The sequence below is a fragment of the Stenotrophomonas sp. AS1 genome, assembly GCF_048957655.1.
GTDB lineage: Bacteria > Pseudomonadota > Gammaproteobacteria > Xanthomonadales > Xanthomonadaceae > Stenotrophomonas > Stenotrophomonas bentonitica_A.
Window position 1 is genome coordinate 131,458 of record NZ_JARVXM010000004.1, and the last position, 25,627, is coordinate 157,084.

At 68.6% G+C, this 25,627-nt stretch carries 17 protein-coding genes; 4 read left to right on the forward strand and 13 right to left on the reverse strand.

What is annotated here, in order from left to right; all coding sequences use genetic code 11:
* Window positions 1-199 precede the first annotated feature (199 nt).
* Both PV764_RS07905 and PV764_RS07910 read right to left on the reverse strand, forming a co-directional pair.
* Window positions 200-3,073, reverse strand: a complete 2,874-nt coding sequence (locus PV764_RS07905) for a TonB-dependent receptor (protein WP_421116409.1) — start codon at window positions 3,071-3,073, stop codon at window positions 200-202.
* A 135-nt stretch (window positions 3,074-3,208) separates the two neighbouring features.
* Entirely contained in the window at window positions 3,209-3,433 is a 225-nt protein-coding gene (locus tag PV764_RS07910) for a hypothetical protein (RefSeq protein ID WP_421116410.1), read from the reverse strand.
* A gap of 43 nt (window positions 3,434-3,476) precedes the next feature.
* Here PV764_RS07910 and PV764_RS07915 point away from each other — a divergent pair, with 43 nt between their 5' ends.
* A complete protein-coding gene (locus PV764_RS07915; protein ID WP_019186230.1) occupies window positions 3,477-5,465 on the forward strand; it encodes a transglycosylase SLT domain-containing protein in 1,989 nt (662 codons plus the stop codon).
* A 59-nt stretch (window positions 5,466-5,524) separates the two neighbouring features.
* Entirely contained in the window at window positions 5,525-6,745 is a 1,221-nt protein-coding gene (locus PV764_RS07920; RefSeq protein ID WP_070471859.1) for a multifunctional CCA addition/repair protein, read from the forward strand.
* 103 nt (window positions 6,746-6,848) lie between these two features.
* Here the strand turns inward: PV764_RS07920 and PV764_RS07925 are convergent, their stop codons facing one another.
* From PV764_RS07925 to PV764_RS07945, 5 genes are read right to left on the reverse strand one after another with little or no spacing between them, the layout of a single operon-like run.
* Window positions 6,849-8,783 carry a sialate O-acetylesterase gene (locus PV764_RS07925; protein ID WP_421116412.1) on the reverse strand — a complete coding sequence of 645 codons (1,935 nt, stop codon included), beginning with the start codon at window positions 8,781-8,783 and terminating at the stop codon, window positions 6,849-6,851.
* Entirely contained in the window at window positions 8,780-10,231 is a 1,452-nt protein-coding gene (locus PV764_RS07930) for a 2-dehydro-3-deoxy-6-phosphogalactonate aldolase (protein WP_080341584.1), read from the reverse strand. The genes PV764_RS07925 and PV764_RS07930 overlap by 4 nt, the downstream gene beginning before the upstream one ends.
* Complete coding sequence (locus tag PV764_RS07935) at window positions 10,228-11,151, reverse strand: 2-dehydro-3-deoxygalactonokinase (RefSeq protein ID WP_052727581.1); 924 nt, start codon at window positions 11,149-11,151, stop codon at window positions 10,228-10,230. Before PV764_RS07935 ends, PV764_RS07930 begins: the two co-directional genes overlap by 4 nt.
* Window positions 11,148-11,885: an SDR family NAD(P)-dependent oxidoreductase gene (locus PV764_RS07940; RefSeq protein ID WP_421116413.1), complete on the reverse strand. Its 738-nt coding sequence runs from the start codon at window positions 11,883-11,885 to the stop codon at window positions 11,148-11,150. Before PV764_RS07940 ends, PV764_RS07935 begins: the two co-directional genes overlap by 4 nt.
* 31 nt (window positions 11,886-11,916) lie before the next feature.
* Window positions 11,917-14,592 carry a TonB-dependent receptor gene (locus PV764_RS07945; protein WP_421116414.1) on the reverse strand — a complete coding sequence of 892 codons (2,676 nt, stop codon included), beginning with the start codon at window positions 14,590-14,592 and terminating at the stop codon, window positions 11,917-11,919.
* A 290-nt stretch (window positions 14,593-14,882) separates the two neighbouring features.
* Between PV764_RS07945 and PV764_RS07950 the strand changes: the two genes are divergently transcribed.
* Both PV764_RS07950 and PV764_RS07955 read left to right on the forward strand, forming a co-directional pair.
* Window positions 14,883-15,815: a dihydrodipicolinate synthase family protein gene (locus tag PV764_RS07950; protein ID WP_046274415.1), complete on the forward strand. Its 933-nt coding sequence runs from the start codon at window positions 14,883-14,885 to the stop codon at window positions 15,813-15,815.
* Window positions 15,812-16,981, forward strand: coding sequence for a mandelate racemase/muconate lactonizing enzyme family protein (locus PV764_RS07955; protein ID WP_046274416.1), 1,170 nt, complete (start codon window positions 15,812-15,814; stop codon window positions 16,979-16,981). The genes PV764_RS07950 and PV764_RS07955 overlap by 4 nt, the downstream gene beginning before the upstream one ends.
* A gap of 49 nt (window positions 16,982-17,030) precedes the next feature.
* Here the strand turns inward: PV764_RS07955 and PV764_RS07960 are convergent, their stop codons facing one another.
* From PV764_RS07960 to PV764_RS07985, 6 genes are all read right to left on the reverse strand, one after another.
* Complete coding sequence (locus tag PV764_RS07960) at window positions 17,031-18,353, reverse strand: MFS transporter (protein WP_421116415.1); 1,323 nt, start codon at window positions 18,351-18,353, stop codon at window positions 17,031-17,033.
* 96 nt (window positions 18,354-18,449) lie between these two features.
* Window positions 18,450-19,169: an IclR family transcriptional regulator domain-containing protein gene (locus PV764_RS07965; RefSeq protein ID WP_046274418.1), complete on the reverse strand. Its 720-nt coding sequence runs from the start codon at window positions 19,167-19,169 to the stop codon at window positions 18,450-18,452.
* A gap of 101 nt (window positions 19,170-19,270) precedes the next feature.
* Window positions 19,271-22,102, reverse strand: coding sequence for an autotransporter domain-containing protein (locus PV764_RS07970; protein WP_421116416.1), 2,832 nt, complete (start codon window positions 22,100-22,102; stop codon window positions 19,271-19,273).
* Window positions 22,103-22,381: 279 nt separating this feature from the next.
* Window positions 22,382-23,449, reverse strand: a complete 1,068-nt coding sequence (locus PV764_RS07975) for an acyltransferase family protein (RefSeq protein WP_421116417.1) — start codon at window positions 23,447-23,449, stop codon at window positions 22,382-22,384.
* A complete protein-coding gene (gene nagA / locus PV764_RS07980; protein WP_046274269.1) occupies window positions 23,446-24,594 on the reverse strand; it encodes an N-acetylglucosamine-6-phosphate deacetylase in 1,149 nt (382 codons plus the stop codon). Before nagA ends, PV764_RS07975 begins: the two co-directional genes overlap by 4 nt.
* Entirely contained in the window at window positions 24,594-25,622 is a 1,029-nt protein-coding gene (locus PV764_RS07985; RefSeq protein ID WP_046274268.1) for an SIS domain-containing protein, read from the reverse strand. Before PV764_RS07985 ends, nagA begins: the two co-directional genes overlap by 1 nt.
* Between the last annotated feature and the right edge of the window lie 5 nt (window positions 25,623-25,627).

Sequence of the window (25,627 nt, forward strand, 5' to 3'; positions counted from 1 at the left end):
GAGAGGTCGTGCCGGCCGCTGGCCGGCTCCCCATGATGCCTGACGCAGACAGCACCGGCATGCCAGGCACGCGCGACGGCCGGTGTGCGCAACGCATCTGTCCGTCCCCGCACGCAGCGGGGCCTGACCGGCGCGGCTGCAGGCCGCCACCGGGGCGCCTCACAGCGCCCCGGTGTGTCACCTCCTCATCAGCCTGCGATCAGAACCGCAGGTCCGCGCGCAGGTACCAGTAGCGCCCGCGCGGGATGTCGTAGGTCGAGGCGTCATACCCGTTGAGCGAGCACGACAGGCAGATCGGCGGATCCTTGTCGAACACGTTGTTCAGGCCGGCGCTGAGCTGCAGCCCCTTCATCCAGTCGAACCGGTAGCCCACCTGCATGTCGTGGAAGGTGGTCGCGGCCAGCTCGTTGGTGCCCTCGGCCTGGTTGCCGCAGATCGGGAAGGCGGCCACGTCGCCGCACTCTTCGGTGAGCTTGGAGATGTGGCGCACCGTCCAGGAGGCATTCCAGTTGGACAGGTTCCAGCTGAGCGTGGCATTGCTGGTCCACTCCGGAATCGAGCTGTCGGCCACCTCCACGCCGGGCCCCTGCGGCTGCTTCTGGCCCGCTGCACCAAGGGCCTCATAGCGGCCGACGAAGGTGTTCTGCCAACCCAGCTTGAACTGGCCGATCTCCGTCTGCGGCAGGGTCCAGAACAGGTCCACGTCCCAGCCATCGGTCTTGATCGACCCCAGGTTGGTCAGCCGGTTGTTGAAGCCGCTGACCGCACCGGTGCCGGCACGGGTGATGCCGTCGCAATACAGCGGGTCCAGCGTATCCACGCACAGGTCGAGCTGGGTCTGCGCGTTGATGGCCTGGATCGCACCTTCGATGTGGTGGCGGTAGAACGTCACCTCCACGTCGAATCGCTCCGACCAGGACGCATTGCTGCCGAACCACGGGCTCCACACGAAGCCGGCGCTGAAGCTGCGCGAGCGCTCCGGATCCAGCTCCGCGTTGCCGCCGGTGGTGACCGAGATCTGCGAGTTGGCCTGCTGGAAACCGTCCGGCACGCCCAGCGCGGCGCAGTTGGCGGCACTGCCGCGCGGCGGCGTACCGCCGAGCCCGACCGAGCAGGGATCGAACAGCTGCAGGTCGGCGCGCGCGGCCGAGCCGTACAGCTCGCCGATGGAGGGTGCGCGGAAGCCTTCGGCGTAGCTGGTGCGCAGCACGAAGTCATTGGTCACCTGCCAGCGCAGGCCGTACTTGGGGGTGAACTCGCCGCCAAAGGTGGAGTAGTCCGAGTAGCGACCGGCCAGGCTCAGGTCGAGCTTCTCGCCGAGCGCGCTCTTGGCGAAGATCGGCACGCTCAGCTCCAGGTAGGCCTCGTTGACATCGTAGGAACCGGAGGTGGGCAACGACGGCACGCCGTTGTAGTGGCCGATAACGGTCAGCGGATCCGGATCGTAGCGGCCCTCGTACTTGCGGTATTCATAGCCGGTGGCGAAGGAGACCGGGCCGGCCGGCAGGGTGAACAGTTCGCTGCTCAGGTTGGCGGTGAACAGGCTCAACTCGTTCTGGCTGCGGTCGCGCACCACCGGCTGGATCCAGCGCAGCATCTCCGGGGTGATCGAGCCGACGCCACCGAAGATGTTCAACGGTACGCAGCCGGGCGTGGCCGCACACAACGCGGGATCACCCAGCGCCATGTTGACCTTGTAGATGTCGTAGCTGCCGTAGTTGGTCTGCTCGGCCTTGTTCTTGCTGTACATGCCGTTGAGGTCCCAGAACCAGCTGCGGTCGGCGGCCTGGAACTGGCCGACCAGGCCGGTGGCGAAGTACTGGGTATTGACCTCCTGCTCGAACACGCGCGCGCCGCCTTCGACCGGGCGACGGCCGATCAGGCTCATGTTGCCCGAGGCGACCAGATCGAAGCCGAACGGGTTGTAGGGATTGAGCCCGGAGACGACGATGTTGTCCGCCAGCGGATTACCGGTGGCGCCATCGGGCCCGAAGAACAGCGGCTCCGGTGCGGCCTGGTTGGTGGACTCGCGACGGTTGCCCAGTGCCTTGATGTACCACTGGATGTCATCGGTGAGGTCGAAGCGGAACTGGCCGAAGATGCCCTTCCGCTCGGACGGCGTGAGCACCATGTTGTACTCGGCGAAGTTGAACCGGTCGGCCGAGGTGAAGCAGTGGTAGTCATCGCTGCGGGTGCAGCCGGCGCTGCCGTCGTAACGCGGGCTGCTTACGCCGGTATTGGGCACGATGTCCTGCTTCGCACCGGTGTTGGGGTCGACGAAAGAGAAGCGTCCCTGCGGAATGCCACCGCTGCCGAAGGCCAGCCCGGTGCCGGGAATCGGGAAGCGCGACTGCTCGCGATCGCGCGCATACACCGGGTCCTGCTTGGTCCAGCTCGCCCCCAGGAACAGGGTGTAGCGGTCACCGCTGGTGCCCCAGGCCAGGTCCACGCCCTTCTGGGTGCCATCGCCCTTGGTGTACTCGCCGTAATTCATCGTCACCTGCGCGCCGTCGAATTCTCGGCGGGTGATGATGTTGACCACACCGGCGATGGCGTCGGAGCCGTACAGCGACGACGCGCCGTCTTCGAGTACTTCGATGCGCTCGACGATGGCCAGCGGGATGGTGTTCAAGTCTGTCGCCGCGCCCACGCCGGAGGCGGACGATTCGTTGACCCAGCGGATGCCATCGACCAGCACCAGCACCCGCTTGGCACCCAGGTGACGCAGATCGACCTGGGCCGAGCCCGCACCCACACCGCTGCCATCGGGGGGGAAGCCGAAGTTGCCTGACGAGTTGAATTTCGCATTGAGCGCCGAACCGGAGCCGGTCAGCTGCTGCAGCACCTCGCCGATGGAGGTCAGGCCGGTGCGTTCGATCTCGGTACGGGTCAGGGTCTGGATCGGCACCTGCCCTTCCACTTCGGCCCGCTTGATGCGGCTGCCGGTCACTTCCACCCGGTCCAGATCGGTCTTACTGCGTGGCGCGTCCTGCGCGCTGGCCAGGGCGGGTGCAGCCAGCAGCAGGCACAGCGATACGGCAACCGCCAATGGGCGGTGATGCAGGTTGTTCATTCGCTCTCTCTCCAAAGGAATGGTGGGCGGGGCTGCCGCGTCCCCCTGCATGGCGGCAGTGTCTCCTTTGTAAACAACCTGTAAATGTGAAGGAGTGACGCGCGCCTCGCTTTCACACCGAATCGACAAAGCCGACTACGAAGCGGATGCCTCCCATGAGGCCCACGCTGCGCTCCACATCGAGGAACGCGCTTGTTTTTCCAAGGCGTTGGGCGCCGGCAAGGCGTCATCACACTGCGGGTGGAGGTAGGCGATCTGCGCCACGCCGGCGTCGGTCGCGGCCGCTGGAATTCTGGCCATGACGACACGATGCGCGTCGGGATCGGCCGCCATGCGCAGCATCGGCATGGATTCGTTCATCCTCGAGTCGGATTGCCATCACCGTGTTTCACCCGCCCCCGTTATGCTTTCCGGCATGACTCGACTTCCCCTGTATTTCTTCAGCGCGACCGTCCTGCTGGCCTGCTCCGGGGTCAGCCCGGTGGCCGATGCCCAGAACCTGGACGCACAGCGCGCGCAGCTCAAAGCCGTCATCGACAACGCCGAGCGCGGCCAGTTCGACCCGGCCCAGGCGGCCGCATTGAGTCGGCACCCGCTGTATGGCTGGGTCGAATTCGCCAACCTGCGGCGCAACATCGACACCGTCAGCAATACGCAGGCCCAGGACTTCCTGAAGCGCTACAACGGCCAGGCCGTGGCCACCAGCTTCCGCAATGTGTGGCTGCCCGCGGTGGCGCGACGCCAGGATTGGCCGACGCTGCTGGCCAACTGGACCGACACCTCCAACGTCGGCCTGCGCTGCGCGCAGCTCAACGCACGCCAGGCCACCGGCAAGGCCGACGCGCAGTGGGTCACCGAAGCACAGGCGATCTGGCGCAGCACCGGCAAGTCGTTGCCTGATGCCTGCGACCCGGTGTTCGCGGTCCTGGATGCCAAGGGCGGCATGAACGCCGAACTGCGCTGGGCACGCATCGACGCCGCCGCCGACGAGCAGCAGCCGGCGGTGATGCGCAGCGCCGCGCGCGGGTTGCCGGCCGCCGACCTCGCGCTGGCCAACACCTATGCCGCCTTCGTCGACAAACCCAACGCCAGCGCCTTGAACTGGCCGCGCAACGAGCGCAGCCGCCGCATCGCCACTGACGGCCTGGCCAAGCTGGCCAAGGCCGACCCGGGTGCGACCGAGCAGCAGCTGCCGCAGTACGCCGACGCCCTGCAGCTGAGCGCCGCCCAGCGCGCGCAGGTGCTGTATCAGATCGCGCTGTGGACGGTGGCTTCCTACGGTCCCGAATCCGCCCGCCGCCTCAATGCAGTGCCCGAGTCCGCCTACGACGAACGCCTGCACGAGTGGCGCGCGCGTGAGGCGCTGTCGCGCGGCGACTGGCCGGCGGCGCTGACCGCCATCCGCAAGATGGGCCCCACCCAGCGGGCCGACTCGCGCTGGCGTTATTTCGAAGCGCGCATGCTGGACAAGACCGGCAAGCGCAGCGAGGCGCAGGCCGCCTTCCGTGAGGCAGCCCGCGCGGCCACCTTCCATGGCTTCCTGGCGGCCGACCAGCTCGGCCAGAACTACACGCTGTGCCCGTGGGAACCCAATGACAGTGCCCAGGCGCAGGCGGCAGTCGCCCGTGACCCGGCGATCGTGCGGGCCATGGAACTGTTCAAGATCGAGCGTGCCGGCTGGGCCGTGGCCGAGTGGAACGACGCGCTGAGCCGCTACGACAACACGCAGCGTCGCCTGGCCGTGGAAGTGGCGCGCGACAACGGCTGGTTCGACCGTGCGGTGTTCTCGCTCGGCAAGACCCCGGACGAGCAGCGCCTGTATTCGCTGCGCTTCCCGCTGCACCACGATGACAGCATCCGCCGCGAATCGGCGCGCAACGCAATCGACCCGGCCTGGGTGGCCGCGGAGATCCGCGCCGAAAGCATCTTCAACCCGAAGGCGCGCTCGCCCGCCAACGCAATGGGCCTGATGCAGGTGCTGCCGGCGACCGGCGCGGCCGTGGCCAAGTCGATCGGCCTGACCAACTACGGTGGTGCCGCCAGCCTCTACGATCCGGACACCAACATCGCCATCGGCACCGCCTACCTGCGCCAGCTGATGAACAAGTACGAGGGCCTGCCCTACGTCACCATCGCCGCCTACAACGCCGGCCCGACCCCGACCGCCCGCTGGCAGTCGCAGCGCCCAGGGTTCGATCCGGACATCTGGATCGAGACCATCAGCTACAAGGAGACCCGGGAGTATGTCGCGCGCATCCTGGCCTTCAGCGTGATCTACGACTGGCGCTTGAACGGCGATGCGCTGCCGGTGACCGACCGCATGAACGGCCGCCTGCAGGTCAAGCGCAAGACCTTCGCCTGCGCGGCCAATGCCGACAAGGGTGGCGACTGACCGGCACCGGTAAGCCAACCGGTTGGCGTGGCCTTGGTCCACTGCGGCATCATGGGCACATGAAAATCTATCTGGTTGGCGGCGCCGTGCGCGACCGCCTCTTGCAGCGTTCCCCCGGCGACCGCGACTGGGTTGTCGTCGGGGCCACCCAGGCGCAGATGGAAGCGCAGGGCTACAAGGCCGTGGGCCGTGATTTCCCGGTGTTCCTGCATCCGGACAGCGGTGAGGAATACGCACTGGCCCGGACCGAGCGCAAATCCGGACGCGGCTACCGCGGTTTCGTGGTCGATGCGGACCCGTCGGTGACGCTGGAAGAAGACCTGCAGCGCCGCGATTTCACCATCAACGCCATCGCCTGCGATGAGGCCACCGGCACGTTGGTGGATCCCTATGGCGGCGTGCGCGATATCGAGCAACGCGTGCTGCGCCACGTCGGCCCGGCCTTCATCGAAGATCCGCTGCGCGTGCTGCGTGCGGCCCGCTTCATGGCGCGCTTCGCCCCGCTCGGCTTCACCGTGGCCGAGGAGACGATGGCCCTGATGCAGCAGATCGCCGCCAGCGGTGAGCTTGAGGCACTGGTGCCCGAACGTGTCTGGCAGGAGCTGCGACGCGCCCTCGCCTCCGCGCGGCCGTCCGCCTTCCTGCGCACGCTGCATGATGCCCATGCACTGGGCCCGATCCTGCCCGAGCTGGAAGCACTGTATGGGGTGCCGCAGCGCGCGGAGTTCCACCCCGAAGTGGATACCGGCGTGCACCAGGAAATGGTCAGCGACATGGCCGCGCAGCTGGCACCGGGCGATGACCTGATCGGCTTCGCCGCGCTGACCCACGACCTCGGCAAGGGCCTGACCCCGCCAGAGGAATGGCCGCGCCACATCATGCATGAGCAGCGCGGGGTGGCCCCGCTGCGTGCCTTGGCCGAGCGCTTGAAGGTGCCGGTCGATCACCGCCAGTTGGCCGAAGCGGTCTGCCGCGATCATCTCAACGTGCACCGCATCGACGAACTGCGCGATGCCACCGTGCTGGAACTGCTGGCCCGCTGCGACGGCTTCCGCCGCCCGGAGCGGATCGCGCAGATCGCGCTGTGCTGCGAGGCCGACAAGCGGGGCCGGCTGGGGTTTGAAGACAGCGATTATCCGCAGGGCGAAACGCTCACGCGCCTGCACCAGGCGGCGCTGGCGATCCAAGCGCGCGACCTGGACCTCACCCACCTGAAGGGACCGGCTGTGGGTGAAGCGCTGGCCAAAGCGCGTACGCGGGCGATTGCGGCGGTGCGTTGACCTATGGGATCAGCCGGCCGCGGCGACACGCCACGGCGGCTGCAGAAACCGTTCGAGCACATCAGAGAGGGTTATCTTCTCAAGGCCATATGCAACGCGGGCGCTACCGGATGGGCACCTCGAACGGCCCGGCGGGCAACCCGTTGCGGTCGTAGAGCGTAATGACCGGGCTGCCCGCCCATCCATACCGTACCCGAGTGGCCTGCCCTGCGCCATCGGCCGCAAGCACCACATCATTGCCGTCGATACGCGCCTGCGCGTAGCGACAGCTGGTCTGGGTATCCCCACAGAGTTCGAAACCGACCGGCGACAGCCCTCCGTGGGCGACCAGTCCGTTCTCGATGTCGGCAAAGGCGACACGCACGCCGTTACCGTCACGGCGTACGTGCACCGGCACCGGTCCGGACCCTGGCGCAGGATCGGCATAGGCAAGATGCAGCGCGGCACGCGCCAGGCGTTGCCCCACTGCCTGCTTGTTGGCCGGGTGCAGGTCGTCGTGCTCGCCGATATCCAGCGCCACCACCAGCGCCGCGTGCGGATCGGTCGCCACGACCCTGCGCTGCGCCTCCCGCAGTTGCGCCCAGTCACTGGCCTCTGGTTGCAGCGGCGCCGGGCCGAAGCCGGCCAGCTGCACTACCAGCAGCGGCAGCGCGCTACCGAAGCTGGCGCGCAGGCTGGCACGATAGGCGGCCAATTTCGCGGCATAGGCCCCAGCCTCGAACGTATTGGATTCCCCCTGGTACCACAGCGCGCCCCGCAGGCGATACCCGGCCAGCGGCGCCACCATGCCGTTGTGGAGGGTGCCCATGCCCCACGACGACAGCCACGGCGCGGTCGGTGGCATGCGCTGGGCTGCCGGTACTGTCTGGTAGTCCCACGGGCCGGCAAGCGGCAGGCGTGACCCGTCAGCCAACCGCCGTGCGCGCGGCTCCGCCGGCAGGCCCCCTTCGCGATACGTATTGAGCACGTTGACCACCAGCGTGTTCGCACCGGCGTGCAGCGTGCCGGCCGGCAGCACATAACGTCGCGCCAGCCCGGCGCCGAAGCTGCTGCCCACGATGCGACCGTTGATCCAGGTGGTGTCCAGTTCGTCGATCCGCCCCAACTCCAGCACGCTGGGCTGCCCGGCCTGCGCGGCGTCGAGCTGCAGCGTGGTGCGGTACCAGCCCATGCCGAGGTGGTCGGCCAAGGCCGGCGCAACCCACGCCGTCGTGGGGGACGCCCTCTGCCAGGGACCGGTATCGTCAACGTGCCATGGCTGGCGCACATCGGCACTATCGCGCTGCCAAGCCTGTTCCCACTGCGCGCCCCAGGCCACCAGTGCCGCCGCCGGGTCCTGCGCGTACTGGTCGAGCACGACCAAGGCCGGCGCCTGCCCATCGACCCGGTGCAGCGCATCGGCGCGTGTCCAGGCCTCGATGCGCGACCCGTTCCACGACGCATTGATCAGCCCCATCGGCACATCCACGTCGCGTTGAAGCGCGCGCGCAAAGTAGTAACACGTGGCCGAAAACCCCCGCACGGCGTCGGGCGTGGCGGGCTGCCACTGCGGTGCATCGGCGAAGCGCTGCGTCGGCACCGCACTGTCCTGGGCGGGAATCTGCAGCAGGCGGATGCGATCGTGGGTCGCTGCCGCCACTTCGGCGCGAGCGTCCAGCGTGCGCTCCACCGGCAGGGCCATGTTGGATTGGCCACTGCACAGCCACACGTCACCGATGAGCACGTCGTCCACGCGCTGGTGCCGCCCCTGCGAGGCCACGTTCAACACATGCGGGCCGCCGGCCGGCAACGCGGGCAGGGTCGCCTGCCAGCGGCCGCTGCGATTGGCGCGCACGCGTTGCGCATGCCCGGCCAGCTGCAGATCCACCCGTGCGCCGGGTGCCGCCGCGCCCCATACGGCAATCGGGCGGTCGCGCTGTACCACCATGTGGTCGGTGAACGGCGCGTCCAGCAGGGCCGGCGCTGCGTGGGTCGCCGCCACCGCAAAAAGCGCAATGAGCAGCACGCCGACCCGCCCGTCAGGCCGCTGAAGGCTCACGGCTGGACCGCGAACAATCCGCCGGAACCGGGCCACTGCGCCAACGCCTGCTCGCCCAGTCGTGCACGCGCGGTGGTGATGAACAGCCGTCCGTCGGGCGCGAAGCACAGGCTGCCCACGTGCGGCGCCGGTACCGCGAGCGTGCGCAGGACGGCGCCGTTGGCGGCCAACTCCACCACCGAATGGCCGCCCCACATCGCCACCCACAGGTGGCCATCGCGCGCCATCGCCATACCGTCGGGCTTGCCCGGCACGCCCAGAAAATCGGTGACCACCTTCGGCTCGCCCAACGTGCCTGCCACCACATCGGCCGGGTAGGCCAGCAGGGTGCGGGCCAAGGTGTCGATCACGAACAGGGTGGTTTCGTCAGCCGAGAACGCCATGCCGTTGGCCACGCCCAGGCCGTCGGCCACGCGCCGCGCCGGCGCATCCACGGCCCGCGCATGGAACAGTGCGCCGCGTCCAGTGAGCAGGCCTCGATGCATCGACCCGCCCCACAACCCGCCGCGGCTGTCGGTAACCAGATCATTGAGCCGGCACCCTGCGCCCACGTCCACTTCGGGGCCCGCCTGCAGCGGCCCGTCGGGTGCAAACGCGACAAAGTGCGTCTCGCCGTTGCCCACCAGCGTGCCGTCGGCCATGGCCAGCGACCAGACCGGCTCGGACAGCGGCACCCGTTCGCACTGCGTCCCGTCCCAACGCAACAGGCAGGGCGCAGTCGGATCGACCCAGCGCAGGACACCGTCGGCACCGAACACGGGCGATTCGCCCACGGTGGTGCGCGCGTCGCACAGCAGGGCGGCCCGCGCCGGTGCCGCCGCCTGCACGGCGTGCATCCAGCGGGATGCACGCTCCCCCACCGCCTCGGCGCTGCGGCCGGGCCGGTACAGGTCGGTGCCCACGCCGAAGGCGTTTACCCCGGCCTCGCGGAACTCAGGAACCTGTGCGGGAGCGACGCCGCCGACGGCGATCAAGGTGACCCCGGCCGGCAACACCGCCGACAACGCCTGCAGGCGCGGCTGCGCACCGTTGGCCGGGAACGCTTTCAGATGGCGCGCACCGGCGGCGATTGCGGCGAAAGCTTCGGAGGCCGTGGCAAACCCCGGCACCGGCACCATGCCGTGCGCGATCGACGCGGCGATCACCGCTGCATCGGTGTTGGGGGCCACGCAGAAGGCGCAGCCGGTGACGGCCAACTGCTCGACCGCTGCGGTGCTGACCACCGTGCCCGCACCGATCAGCATGCGCCCTTGGAAATGCGCCGCCAGGGTGCGGATGGTGCGCAGCGGGTCGGGTGAGTTCAGCGGCACTTCGGCCACCCGCACGCCGGCGGCGTACAGCGCCTCGACCACCGCGATCGCCTCGTCACCAGGCAGCCCGCGCAGGATCGCGATGATGCCGGTGCGCGCCAGCGCGGCGTCGAATGTATCTGCCTGTTCGTCGTTCATGCCAACGCTCCGGCTGCCTGATGCAATGCAAGGAAGCCCCGGGTAGAGGCGTCCTGCGAGGGAATGGAGCGGCTGCCGCCGCCCAGTTCGACCAATGCGCGTGCATACAGCGCGCAGACCGGGGCGGCCCCCACCAGCGGCACGGCGTGCAGGGCCTGCGGCCACTGCCGGCGCACATCTGACAGCTCGGCGCCGATCAGCAGCCCGCGCAGATAGGCCGCGCCATCACGCCGCGGCAGGTCACCGCGGATCACCTTCGCCCGCGCACCAAACAGCAACGTACCCAAGCCCATGCCGCCGTCGTGCGCGGCATGCAGGCCATCGATGAAGGCCGCCCCGTCGTGCGCCGGCCCATCGACCACCGAGGCAAGCAGGCCGGCGGCGGTGAGGCGATCGAATATTTCACCGGACATCGCGGTCATGAAGGCCACCACCGTGCCGCCCGCCAGCTGCACCCATTTGCTATGCGTGCCCGGCAGCGCGACCACGCCGGTGTCGGGCACCGCACCGGCGGCGACCAGGCCGAGCAGTTCGGTTTCCTCGCCGCGCATGATGTCCGGCGCGCCATCCTGCCGCCGACAGGCCAGGCCGGGCACGATCGCCACGGTATGCGCCCCAATCTGGACCGGGTGCAGTTGGCCAGCCAACGCGTCCAGCGTGGCCGGACATTCCACATAGCCCGCATCGCTCCAGCCGATGTTGGAGCCCACCATGCCGCTGGCGTAGATGCGCGTGGCTTGCGGCCATTGCGCCACCACATCCTCCAGTAGCGCCTGCATCTGTGCCCGCTCCAGCCCGGCAATGCCGCGCGGCTGTTCGATCGCGCCGGTCACCTGGCCGTCGTGGCCGATGCGGAACGCGCGGAAATTGGTGCTGCCCCAGTTGATGCCGATGATGTACGGCGTGGCTGCCTCACTCATTGCCGGGTCACTCCTGCGCCACCGTCCAGGGGAAACACCGCGCCGGTGATCCAGCTGCTGCGCGGCGACGCCAGGAACAGCGCCAGCTCGGCCGCATCGGCCGGCGTGCCCAGGCGCCCCAGCGGATGCCGCAGCACGTTGGCGTGGCGGGCGCCAGCCGGGTCGGCCGCACGTGCGAACGAGGCCTGCAGCATCGGCGTATCCACCGACGCCGGGGCGATGGTATTGACCCGGATGCCGTCGGCGGCAAACTCCAGCGCGGCCGTGCGCGCCAGTTCCTCCAGCGCGGCCTTGGAGGCCGCGTAGGCCGCCAGTCCGGGGGTGGCAAAGCGCGCGTTGATCGAGGACACCAGCACGATGCTGCCATCACGACCGCGCATGTCCGGCACCACCTGCCGGATCACCCGCAGCGCGCCCAGCACGTTGACCGAATAGACATCCAGCCACACCGCATCATCGTGCGCCAGGGTGCCACCGGCGGGGCAGATACCGGCGCAATGCACCAGTGCATCAAACGGGCCTACCGCAGCACGCAGCTGTCCAATGGCGGTCGTCACCGCCTCGGCCGACCGCAGGTCGGCGATCGCGCTGGCGTACCCGCCCTCGCTGGCCATCTGGTCCAGCGTGGCCACCGTCGCGCCGTCGGCGCGCAGCCGCGTCACCGCCGCCGCGCCGATACCACTGGCCGCGCCGGTCACCAGCGCCACGCGCCCGTGCATTGCCGTATCGCTCATGCCCTGCCCTTTCCTTCCAGAAGATCCATGCTCAGAACCGATAGGTCAGGCTGGCCTTGTAGGACCGGCCGAACACCACGTTGGTGCGCAGCCCTTCGGCATAGCCATCAAAGGTGCGCTGCTCGCTGTCCAGCAGGTTGTTGCCTTCCACCTTCAAGGACAGGCGGTCGCTGAAATCGTAGCTCATCGATGCCGACAGATCCTTGTAGGTGTCGTTGTAGATACCGGTGGACGCGGCCGACAGGCCGACCAGGTACTCGTCGCGCCAGTTGTAGGCCACGCGGATGCCGAACGGACCGTTCTCGTAGTAGCCGATCAGGTTGGCGTTGTTCTTGGACAGGCCCGGGAAGGTCAACGCGCTGCCGTTGATGTCGGTGATCGGAGTTTCCGAATCGATCCACGTGTAGGTGGCGACCACCCCAAAGCCGTCGAACATGCCGCTGAAGGGTACCTGCGCCAACAGCTCCACGCCTTTTACCTTGGCCTTGTCGCCGTTGATCTTTCGCAGCACCAGGTAATTGATGTTGTTGTAGGTTTCCGCGCTCTGGCGCTGCACGATGAAGGTGGAAACATCCTTGTAGAACAGCCCGGCCGAGAGCACGCCCTGGCCGCCGTAGTACCACTCCAGCGACAGGTCGTACTGGGTGGCCTTGAACGGATCCAGGTCCGGGGCGCCGCCGCTGCCGGTGCCCGGCGAGGTCTGCACGCCGTTGCTGTCGAACACCGCGTTGTTGTTGAGGGTGACGCCGTTGTTGAGGTCTTCGGTGTTGGGGAAGGCCACCACCTTGGCCGCGCCGCCGCGCAGTATCAGGCGGTCGGTGATCTGCAGCTTGGCCACCGCCGAGGGCAGCACCTCGCGATCGTCGCGCTCGAACCGCGAGGGGCTCAATGCGCCGCTGCCGCTGATCAGGTTGCCGCGCGAGGTCAGGTCGCGGCCGACGAAACGCACGCCCAGGTTGCCGCCCAGTGGCATGCCGGCCACGTCGGTGTCCCAGTTGAGCTTGGTGTAGGCCTCCAGGAAATCCTCGTCAACGCTGAAGGTGGCCGCGTAGGCCAGCGCGTTGTTGCGCGGGTCCAGGCACTGCGCGTTCTGTGAGATCTGCGGCAGCGTGGTGAAGCTTTCACAGCCCCCGAAGGTGCTGCGGAACGGCCCGAGGTAGGCACGCGGCAGACCACTGAACTCGCCCGGCAGGAAATCGTTGTTGCTGTACACGCGGATGTACGGCGCCATCTGCGTGACCGGCACCCCGCCAACCGGCCGGATATCGGCGCGGCGCGGATCCTGCAGGCTTTCCAGGCGGCTGAAGCGTGCACCGAAGTCCAGCGAGCGCAACGGCCCCTCGCCGAAGGCCAGGCTCCAGTCGGTGCGCAGCGCGCGCGAATCGGTCTGTGCGCGCCAGTCGTTGTCGAACATGATGGTCATGCGCCACTGCGATGGATCGGTCAGGTCGATGCCGCTGACGTTGAAGCTGCCGAAGCTGCCGCTACGCAGGTCGAAGTCGGTGACCGAACTGCGCCCGGCCATCGGCGCCAGGCGCATATAGCGCTGGTTGTAGTTGGCGGTGGAGCGGCCCCAGTCCAGCTCGGCCGAGCCATCCAGGCGATCACCGACCCGGAAGCCCGCACGCAGCGCGGTAGACAGCGTGTCCGAATCGATATCAGCCGATTCGGCATTGAGCAGCACCGTGCCGGTGGAGCGCCCCGCCAGCAGGATGTCGTGGTCGGAGTAGACCGCGTTGCTCAACCCCGCCGAGGGATTGAAGGCGATCCAGTAGCGGTCACGCTCGGCCTTCTGGCGCGAGTAGAACGTATCCCAGGTGAGCTCCACCCCGTCGGTCGGCCGCCACTGCAGCACCGCGCTGACGCCGACCTTGGTGCGGTCATCGTCGATGTTCTGTGCACGCATGTCGGTGCTGCCGAAGCGGGTGCGGGTAGGGTCGGCGGGGTCAGCATAGCGGGCATACCCGGAGAAGGTGTCCAGGCCCTGCTGCACCACGTTGCGGCGACCGTAGGTGGCCGACAGCAGCGCACCGAAGCGACGGTCGTCGCTGCGCCGTGAGATCAGCCCGAACGCGTTGTGCCCCCAGGCATCGGACATTTCATCGTAGGTGCCGGCCAGGCTCACTACGTTCTGGTCGCTGTCGCCGGACAACGGCTGGCGGGTGTGGATGTCCACGATGCCGCCCAGCCCACCGGAGAGCTGGTCGGCGCCAGCCAGCTTGGTCACCTCCAGCCGCGAGATCAGCTCGGAAGGCACCAGCGAGAGCAGGCCGTAGGTGGAGGTGGCCAACTGGTCCAGGCCGTTGCCGCCGCGCCCGGTGGCGTCGACGATCTGGCGGCCGTTGTAGAGCAGCACGTTTTCTTTCAGGCCGCGCACCAGGATGTCGCTGCCCTCGCCCATGCCGCGCTCGAGCTGCACGCCGGCCACGCGCCCGAGTGACTCGGCCACGTTGGTGTCGGGCAACTTGCCGATGTCATCGGCCACGATCGCGTCGACGATCTGCGCCGAGTCGCGTTTGAGATCCCGCGAGGCTTCCAAGCTGCCGCGGATGCCCACGACGCTGACCGCGTCCAGGGTCTGCGCCTGCTGTTCGGCGGCGGGGGTGGAAGCAGCTGGCGCAGGTGCGTCCTGTGCAGCGGCCAATGCTGGCGCCAGCAGGCAGGTGCCCAGCGCGGTGAACAAGGTTGAACGTCGAAAGCGATGCATGGATCGGGCCCTCTCCCAAGGTTGGGACCCAACCGCCGGTCGTCGGGATCCGGTGCCGGCCAATGCCTGCCACCCCTCCCACCCCATGTGCCGACCTGCGCCTGGATCCAGCTTTTCCGTCATTGCTGCTGCGCTGCGGCTTGGCAGCGTGTAGCTAATATAGCAATATGATTTCGCCGCGCACGCTGCAATGCAGCGAAAACTTACGGTTCCTTTGCGGCCATTGCGGGAACCTCTCTCCAATAGTGTTGCTATCCATGGCACACACAGATCAACAAGGACCCGGCGCGATGGCCGTTCTTCAAGGTGTCTTCCCCATCCTCCCCACGATCTTCGACGCGCGCGGCGTCATCGACGAGCGCGGCACCGAGGCGGTATTCGAGTACATCCTGGGTGCCGGCGCGGCCGGGGTGGTGTTTCCGGGCCTGGCCAGCGAGTACGACATGCTCTCGCTGGAGGAGCGGCTGCACCTCACCGCCTGTATCGGCCGCTGGAACCGTGGCCGCGTGCCGTTCATTGTGGGCGCCAGCGCCAGCACGCTGGAGGATGCGGTGCGGCTGGCACGCGCCGGCGCCGAGGCCGGTGCGGGGGCGGCGATGGTGCTGACCCCGCATGCGCTGGCCGGAGATGCTGCCGGGATGGCCGACTTTTTCCAGCGCTTGGGCAATGCATCGGGCGTGGCGGTGATGCTGCAGAACGCGCCGGCGCCGATGGGCGTGGGGCTGGACGTGGAGGCGGTGGTGGCGCTGGCCGCGCAGGTGCCGGCCATTACCTACGTGAAGGAAGAAACCATGCCCTCCGGGCACCGCATCACTGCGCTGTCCGAACGTGCCGGTGCCAACGTGCGCGCGGTGTTCGGCGGCGCCGGCGCGCGCTACGTGCTCGATGAACTGGCGCGCGGCGCGGTCGGCACGATGCCGGCCTGCGAGATCACCGAAGTGCACGTGGCGATGCTGGCCGCATGGGCAACCGGCGATCACCTCCGCGCGCGCGACCTGTTCGAACGCACACTGCCGCTGTTGAGCATGCAGGCAGTGTTCCGCTGGCGCCTGACCAAAGCGATCCTGCTTCGCCGCGGGTTGATCGACTGCGACCACGCGCGCGCGCCCGGCCCGGCGCTGGACCGCTATGACCAGCGCGAACTGGCTATCCTGCTGGACCGCATCGGCGACCTGTTGCCGCTGGACACCGTTCCCGGCCAGGCCAGGAGAGCATCTGCATGAGCCTTGTCAGCACGATCGAGACCTTCATTCTCACCGTGCCGCGCAGCACCCCCTACCTGGGCCCGCTCGGGCCGGGCGAGCGGGTCAACGCGCGCGGCTACCTGGTGCGACGCGGCAACGGCACGCTCTACCCCACCGTGGACCGCTCGGTGCTGGTGCGCATCACCACCGCCGACGGCGCGGTGGGCTGGGGCGAGACGTATGGCATCTGCGCGCCGCGCGCCACCTGCGAAATCATCAACGACCTGCTTGCCCCGGAACTGATCGGACGCGATCCGCAGGAGGTGGAAACGATCTGGGACGATCTGTATGGCCTGATGCGGGTGCGTGGCTGCGGCAGCGGTTTCCACACCGACGCCATCGCCGCCCTGGATATCGCGCTGTGGGACCTGCGCGCACGCGCGGCGGGGCAACCGTTGTGGGCACTGCTGGGACCGCGTCGCAACGAGCACATCGCCGGCTATGTTTCCGGACTACCGGCCAGCCGCATTGAAGAAAAGGTAGCGATGGCCCGTGCGTTTGCCGCGCAGGGCCACGATGCGTTCAAGGTGCACGCAGTGGTCAGCCACGAGGGCATCGCGGAGGAAATGGCCGCGCTGCGTGCCGCGCTCGGCGCGCAGGTGCACTTGATGGTGGACCTGCACTGGAAGTTCGACCATGCCCAGGCGCTGGCACTGGCGCAACAACTGCAGCCCAGCGGGCTTACCTTCATCGAGGCGCCGCTGAAGCCCGAGGACGTGGGCGGATTGATTGCCCTCGGTCGCGCCAGCCCGATCCCGCTGGCGGCCGGCGAGGAATGGCCGACCGACCACGTAGCCCGGCTGCGGCTGGAAGGCGGCACGCTGGCCTATGTGCAGCCGGAGATGGGCCATACCGGCATCACCCAGTTCCTGCGCATCGCGCGCCTGGCAGCCGCGCAGGGGGTGCGTGTGGCGCCGCACGCCACCATCGGCGGCGGCATCTTCATGGCCGCCAGCCTGCATGCCTCCAGCGTGATCGAGGGGCTGTGGCGGCACGAGTGGCAGCACTCGATCTTCTCGCGCTCGGTGGAGATGCTGGACACCGACATGGGTTACGGCACGCACGGTTACACCCTGCCCAGCGGCCCCGGCCTGGGCGCGATGCCGAACGCGCGCTTCTGGGACCACGTCGAGGCTGTGGCCTGACACCAGACACCGGAGACCAGCGCCGGGCCATGCCCGGCGCTGCGCCGTCTCACCCAGCCGCGACCGCTGCAGCCTGCGGGCCGATCAAGGTCATCTTCGAGCGGCGCGCCTGCTTCAACGCGGTCCACGCCAACAGCACCGCGATGGGATGCAGGAAAGCCATCAGCACGAAGGCGCGATCGAAGTTGCCGTCGGCCACCAGGTGCCCCACCACCTGCGCCGACACCATGCCGCCCAGCGCGCTGCCGCAGCCGACCAGGCCGGCGACCGAGGCGATGTAGCGCGAGGGGAACAGATCCACTGTCATCGTGGTCAGGTTGATCTGGTAGGTGAGGTGGGCGAAGGTCACCACGCAGGCCAGGGCCAGCAGCAGCGGAATCGGGGGATGCATCGCCACGAACAGCCCGACCGGTGCCAGGCACGCCGCGCCCACCATGGTGGTCAGGCGCGCACGCACCGGGTGCATGCCGCGCTTCACCAGCCGACCAGAAATCAGCCCGCCGCCCACGCTGCCGATATCCGCGGCCACGTACACGATCCACGCCACCGACGCGATCATCGCCAGGCTCATGCCGCGGGCATCGCCCAGGTATTTGGGGAACCAGAACAGGTAGAAGTACCAGACCGGGTCGGCGACCGCGCGCGACGCCACCAGTGCCCACACAGTCCGGTCGCGCGCCAATCGCCCCCACACGCCTTTCATCGAGATGGGCGGCGCAACCGGCACCGGCGGTTCCAGTCCCGGCGCCGCACTGGCCCCGGCTGCAGCGGCGGCTTCGGCCTGCGGCGTCCCGGCCGGCACCTGGGCCGTGCGCGGATAGGCCCACCACCACGCCAGCATCCACAGCAGGCCGGCCACGCCGGTGATCCAGAACGCACTGCGCCAGCCGTAGGTCAGCGCGATGCCGCCAATCAGCGGCGGCGCCAGCGTGGCGCCGATCATTGCGCCGGCCGTGTACAACCCCAGTGCCAGGCCACGTTGCGGCGCGGGAAACTGTTCGGACACCACCTTGGTGCCCACCGTGTAGTTGCCTGGTTCACCAAGCCCGAGGGCGAAACGCGCCGCACCCAGTTCCACCGCACTACGCACGAAACCGGTGGCGATGTTGGCCAGCGACCACCAGCCCACGAACAACAACAGCGCCACCCGCGCGCCCAGCCAGTCGGTCACGCGCCCGGCCATCACATAGGCGGCCGCATAGGCGAAGAGGAACACCTGCACCACGCGTGCATATTCCAGGTCGGTCATCTTGAGATCGGCCTGGATGGTGGTGGCCAGAATCGACAGCGCCTGCCGATCCAGATAGTTGATGACCGTGGAGAAGAACAGCAGCGCCAGCAGCACCCACTTGGTTTTTCCGGTCCCGCTCACGTGCCTGCACGCTTGGACATCGCTGATGCCTCCCCATCGGAAGGCTGCAACGTATTGCTATTGTAGCAACATGTCAAACCGCAGTGCGGCAAAGCGTCAGCCGATCTCGGCAGCCGCCGCGCGCAGTGCCGCCACCAATTCTTCGGTGGCCGATTCAGGAATCCAGCCGGACATCGCAATGCCCGCATGCACCGGGTCGCCCATCGCGATGGCCACGATATGGTGGTCACGTTCATCAGCCACGTGCACTCGCGCATGGCCCTGCGCACGGGTGGTGGCCAGGGTCGTCAGCAACTGCTCGATGCCCTCGGGGAACATCGGGATCGAGCGCCCTTCGTACAGCTCGCGCACCTCCTCGTCAGAGAGCTGCGCCAGCAGCGCGATGCCGATGCCGCTAGTGGAGGCGGGCAACAGCCCGATACGGCCCAGCCCGCGTGCCGCCTCGATGCCAGGCGGTGCATGGAACAGGTAGCTGACGCTGTCGTTCCAGAGCACGCCCAAGGCCACGGTGTGGCCGAACCGGCGCAGGTGCTCCAGCACCGGCAGTGCGCGCCGGATCAACCCGGAGGCAAACAGACTCTGTGCGGCCAGCACGTGCATGCCGGGGCCGGCGGTGTACTTGCGATCGGCGGTCTGCCGCGCAATGCCGAGATAGGCCAGGGTCTTGAGCAGCCGGTTGACCCGGGTGGGGTTGGCGTCCAGCTGCCGGGCCAGTTCACGGCAGCCGACCGGCTCGGGGGAAGAGGCCAGCGCCTGCAGCGTGGCGATGCCGTCGATCAGGCTCTGGTTGGGCTGTGCATTGGGCTTGGTTCGCATCGGGAAAGCGTACTTCCCCCCCGCAGGTAATGCCACCAATAGCAACACGCCAGACCGGCGGCGGCGCTCAGCGGCACGCCGCCGACCCACTTAAGGTCGCCCTACCAGTCCAACCGCAACCCGATATTGCCTTCGATCACCTTGCGCTCCTTCTGCGCACTGCTTTCCAGGTCGCGCGTGTAATCGGCCACCGCAAACGCGCTGACGGTGCTGTTGAAGCGCGCAACGACGCCCACGCCCACTTCCAGCGCGCGTGAATCCTGCTGGTTGAAGATGCGGTTGGTATCGAAATCGATGCGGTCTTCCCCGTCCAGGGTCTGCCAGTAGTTGAGCTTGACGTAAGGCTGCCAGCCGTTACCGGCGATGTCGTAGTCGGCGGCCAGGCGCAGGCCCACGCGTCCGGTCCAGGCGTTGTCGTTGTTGAAGCGCAGCGAGGACACCGCGTCGCCGGCGTCGTCGACCGAGGTGCGCTGCCAGATCACCTGCAGCTGTGGCTCCAGCCACCACGCACTCTGCCCGAACCGCAGCAGCGGCTTGCCTACTTCCAGCGAAGCGGTAGTGCCATCGCCACGCACGTCGATGCCCAGCCCGCGCGAGGAGATGGCGTCGCCGTCGTAGCGGCTCTGCATCACCACCGCGTCCAGGTAGCCGCCGGCGCTGCCGGCGCGGGTCCAGTACACACCCACGTGCTTGTCATCCAGCCGGGTGCGGCCCACCGCCACGTTTTCCCAGCCAATCGCAAATCCGCTCACGTTGCCCTGTGCGCGGGTGCGGCCGACGAACACGCCGAACTGGTCGCGGTGCTCCTCTGCCGCGTTGGCGTACAGGTCCAGGCCGGCCTGGATGCCCTGGATGTCGCCGTCGAAGCCCGGTTGCGCGTCGCCTTCCCAGTGCTGTTCGTGGCTCTGCCCGACCATCCGCGCCCATGCCGCGCGCACGCCGCCCTGCCCGGCCAGCAGCCGCTGCTCACCCTGGCGTTCGTGGAAGGTGCCCAGGCTGGCCAGGCTGGTTTCGCGCAGCAGCGGCGGCACCACGGAATACAGGCCGGTCTCGAAGCGGTACAGCGGAATGATGTCGCCCTGCGCCGGGCGCGCACCCGGCGTGGGCGGCACCGCCAGCGGCCCGGGCACCGCCGCCACGTCGGTGGGCACCGGCGGCGGGGTATCGATGGTGGGCGGCGCCACGTCGGCCGGATCAGCCGGCTCCGGCGGTGGCGCCGGCTCGGGCGCGGCCGGGTTGGGATCATCCGGCGGATTGACGTCCGGCGGCGGTGGCGGCGCCGGTGGCAGCTCCGCCGGCGGGGTCCCGGCGCCCTCCGGCGGCGGGGGCGGCGGCGTGGTGACTCCACCCGGCGGCGGTGTGGGCGCCGGGGTCACGCTGGCCACCAGGGTCGAGCGCAGATACCAGTTCTCGCTGGTGCCGCCGCTGACGCCGCCCTTGAATAGGAAATACTCGTAGGCACCAACAGCGACCGGGTTGTACAACGCGAACGCGGTGGGCGCGGTGGTCGCACCGTTGATCGCCTGCACCACCAGGATGCCGTCAGCCACCGTGGACGCGCCGGTGCCGCCGGCGTTGAGGATGCCCACGCCGGTGGTGCCAGTGGCGCTGCCGGTGGAGATCACCAGTTTGTCCGACAGCGAACTGTCGTCGCCCAGCACCGTGTTGAGGTACAGCGCGCCACCGTTGCCGACATAGTTGCCCACCACGGTGAAGGTATCGCCGACGCCGCCCCCATTGCTGAGGTCGATGCGGCCGGCATTGGTGAGCGTGGCCAGCTGCCCGGCCACGAACGGGGCGAGGACGCCGTTGCTGCCGCCCCCGAACACCGCGCTGGTGGCATCGATGTCCAGGCTGCCCGTGCCGCTGCCGCTGTCGCCCAGCACCCACGTGCCATCGAACGTCAGCTGGGTATCGTCGCGCAGCGCCACCTGTTCCCAGTTGGTGAAGCGCGCCACGCCACTGGTCTTGACGTTGTCCAGGCCGAGCACATCGTTGCCCAGCCCGCCATCGAAAGACGGCAGCGCGCCCAGGTGGGCGTTGTTGAGGTTGCTCAGCTGCGCGACATCATCGCCTTCGCCGAAGTCGATCGCTCCGTGCACCACGCCGCCGCCGTTCCACGTGAGGCTGTCGTTGCCGAAGCTCAGGCGGATCTCGCCGCGCACGGTGCCGCCGGTGATGGTGACCGCATCGTCGCCACCGCTGACGCTGATGTTGCCGCCGATGTACCCGTCCGACAGCACGATGGTGTCGCGGCCGAAACCGGTGACGAGGTTGCCGTCGATGGTGCCGCCGGACATCAGGAAGGTGTTGTCGTCGAGCTTCATGTTGACCCGGCCGATGCGGCCGCCGGTCATCTCGGCGTAGTCGCCATCGTCGAATGCACCGACGATGCGCCCGCCGGTCATGCGGAAGCGATCCAGCGCGTCGCCCTGCAGCAGCGCGCCGATGCTGCCGCCGGTCATCAGGAAGGTGTCGATGCCCGAGCCCTGCTGCACCGTGCCGGTGACGCTGCCGCCGCTGATCTCCAGGCTGTCCTCGCCATCGCCCTGGTCGACGCTGTCGATCACGCCGTCGCGGATCACCAGCGCGTCGTTGCCCGCGCCCTGCAGCACGCCGCCCTGGATGCTGCCGCCAAGCATGTCGATGCGGTCGTTGCCCGCACCGGACACGACGCCGCCGGTACTGCCTCGGATCGTGCCGCGGTTGACCAGGTAAGTGGCGCCGTTGAGCTGCAGGGCGCGGCCGGCGTTGGCGATGATGCTGCCTGTGTTGTTGATGACGTGGCCGCTGCCGGCCTGCACGGTGATCGCGTTGCCGCTGGCGACCGCGAGCTGCGCGTTGGCCAGCACGTTGATGGTGGCGTTGGACGCACCGGCAGCGGTGACGATCGCGACCGGGTCCGGATTGGGCGCTGCGGTCGAGCAGGTCACCGTCTGGTCCTGGCCGGGAGCGGGGTTGTCGCACCCCGCCCAGGCTGGCGCGGCACCGGCCATCAGGACCGTGCCCAGTGCCCCTCCACAGCCTCGGCGCAACCACTGCGAAATACGGACGGCCAGCACAGTGCGTGACGGCGAAGCGGGCATGGGGCGCATACACCTTTCCTGTTCAACAAGAGGGGAGTAAGGCAACGGCCCAGTGCTTCTACGCAGACCGGCGACCGTACTCTTACTGCTGCAACGTGATGGCAGGGTAAAAGGTGAGCGTCGGCGCTAGATTTTCAGGTAGATGCGGCGGCTGTCCAATGCCCACACCACGAACCACCACACCGTCACGAACAACAGCGCGCACAGCAGCGAGGCCAGCGCGGGTGCGGCCGGCAGCAGCGCCGAAATGCCCTGGTACAACCACGCCCATGCCCCGCTGGCGATCAGCAGCAGGGCCATCACCGAGGACCCGACGTAGGCGGCGATGGCGTTGACACCGAAGCGCCGGCCCAGTGCCGGCAGGCCGGCACGATCGACCAGTTGATGCGCCAGCAGCAATGCCGCCACCGACAGCCCACCGCTCCACAGCACGAAGCTGGGGGTCCACAACTGCTTGTTCAACGGCAGCAACGGGGTGCAGAGCAGGCCCAGCAGCAGGCAGGCCAGCGCCAGGCCGCCCAGCGCGCACAACCTGCCGGCGCGCAGCCAGCCCCCCGCGATCAACCCCAGCAAGGTGGTGGCGATCGCCCCTGCGCTGCTGAGCAGGCCTTCGGGATCATGGCCCAGGCCGGTCAGCGCGTCGTACCGGTACAGGAACGGTGCGAACAGCACGGTATCCAGGCGACTGGCCGGGTTCTGCCACGGGGCCAGCGACCCGGCTCCCAGCAGGACCAGTGCATAGCCCGCCAACACGCCCAGCAGCACCATCCACTGCGTGCGTGCGCGGGTGCCGATGGCCAGCACACCGACCACGGCCACGCACAGGGCGATCCGCTGCAGCACACCCCACAGGCGATACGCCGGCAGCTCGAACAACCACCACGCCAGCAGGTGCAGCAACGCGCCGGCGATCAGGATGCGCAGCGCGCGCTGCAGCACGCCACGCACCAGCGCCGGGCGCGCGGCCGAGCCGGACGCGCGTGGGGCCAGGCTGAAGGCCATCGAGACGCCGGCGATGAACAGGAACAACGGGAAGATCATGTCGGTCGGGGTGAAGCCATGCCACTGCGCATGCAGCAGCGGCGCGTAAACGTGGCTCCAGTCACCGGGGTTGTTGACCAGCAGCATCGCTGCGACGGTCAGGCCGCGCAGCGCGTCGATCGAGCCCATCCGTCCCGGCGGCGCGGCACTCATGCGTCTTCGCGCTGCCCGGCGATCCAGGTGCTCCGCACCTGCAGGGCATCATCGAGCAGGACCAGATCGGCGTGATGACCTTCGGCGATGTGTCCGTAGCGGTCATCCAGATTCAGGAACTGCGCAGGATAGGTCGAGGCCATGCGCGCGGCTTCCGCCAGCGACACGCCCAGCAGCTGCACGCTGTTGCGCACCGCCGTGGCCATGTCCAGCGCCGAGCCGGCCAGCGAGCCGGCCGCATTGCGCACCACGCCGTCGATGGCGGTGATGACCTCGCCATACAGTTCGTAGCTGGGGTCTTCCGCACCCACCGGCGGCATCGCATCGGTGACCAGCATGACCTTGCCGCGGGGCTTGGTCGCCAGCGCCACGCGCAGGCTGGCCGGGTGCACGTGCACGCCGTCGGCGATGATGCCGACCCAGCTGTCGCGATCTTCCAGTGCCGCACCCACCGCGCCCGGCTCGCGACCGGTCAGCGGTGACATCGCGTTGTACAGATGGGTGAACCCACGGATGCCGGCCTCCAGGCCCGCACGCGCTTCTTCGTAACTGGCCGCGGTGTGGCCGGCCGCCACGACCACGCCACGCTCGACCAGCGCGCGAATGCTCTCTAGCGGCACGCGCTCGGGTGCCAGCGTCAGCAGGGTGACGCCGTTGTCCAGCGAGGCGGCCAGCGCGATCTCCGCAGCATCGGGCACGCGGAACTTGTTCGCATCGTGCGTGCCCTTGCGGGCCGGCGCGATGTACGGGCCTTCCAGATGGATACCGAGCACGCCCGGTACGCCTTCGCTGATGGCCTGGCGGGTCGCGGCGATCGCCGCACGCATCACCTGCACATCGTCGCTGATCAGCGTCGGCAGCAGGCCGGTGGTGCCGAAACGGCGGTGCGCCTGGGCCAGCGTGCGCAACGTGGCGACATCGGGGCTGTTGTTGAACAGCACGCCGCCGCCGCCGTTGACCTGGGCATCGATGAAGCCTGGTAGCAGCCAGCCACCGCCCAGGTCCACCTGCTCGTCGGCCTGGCCGAGCATCGGTGCGGCATCGGATACCAGCGCGGTGATCCGGCCACTCTCGATCACCACCGCCAGGTCGTCGCGGAAGTCGTCGCCAGCCAGGATGCGCGCGTTGCGCAGGACAGTTTTCATCAGACGGTTTCCGTCACCTTGTTCAGATGCGGCGGCAGGTCGGGGTTGTGGCCGCGGCGCAGCGCCAGCGCGTTGATCGCGCGGTAGAAGCTCTGGATGGTCAGCAGTGGCGCGCACGCCGGGTGCGGGGCGACCGGCAGCGGCAGATCGCCGCCGACATCGGCCAGCCACACCTGTGCATCGCGCGCAGCGAACTCGCTCAGCACCGCGCGGGTACCGGCGCCGGTTTCATCCGGCTGGGCAAAGGCCAGCACCGGGAAGCCCGGGCCGACCAGTGCCATCGGCCCGTGCTTGACCTCGGCCGAGCTGTAGGCCTCGGCGTGCAGGCCGCAGGTTTCCTTGAACTTCAGCGCTGCTTCCTGCGCGGCGGCCAGGCCCAGGCCACGCCCCAGCACGAACAGATTGTGGGCCGGCACCAGGCCCTCGGTCAGCGACGACCAATCGTTGTTCCAGGCCTCGCGCAGGGCATCGGGCAGCGCACGCAGCGAAGCGATCAGGCCCACGTCCTGGGTCCAGTACGCGACCAGTTGCAGAATGGCCGACAGCGAGGCCAGGTAGCTCTTGGTCGCTGCCACGCTGCGCTCGGCACCGGCGCCCAGCGGGATCACCGTCTCGGCCAGCTGCGCCAGCGGCGAATCTTCGACATTGACCAGTGCCACCACGCGCGCGCCGGCCGCACGTGCGGCTTCGGCATTGCGCAGCAGGTCCGGGCTCTTGCCCGACTGCGAAATCACGATGTACAGCGCGCCGCGCAGCTTCAATGGCGCTTCGTAGACCGAGCCGACCGACGGCGAGGCCGAGGCGGTCACCAGCCCGAGGCGCGTTTCCAGCAGGTACTTGGCGTAGGTGGCGGCGTGGTCGGAGCTGCCACGTGCGCAGGTCACCACGAACGGCGGCGGCGCCGCGCGCAGGCTGGCGGCCAGCGTCTCCACGGCCACCTGGTTGCGTGCGAACTGCGCGGCGATCACATCGGCAGCCTCGGCGGCTTCGCGGTACATCAGGGTGTCGTGGGGAGCAGGCAGGGACATGGGGA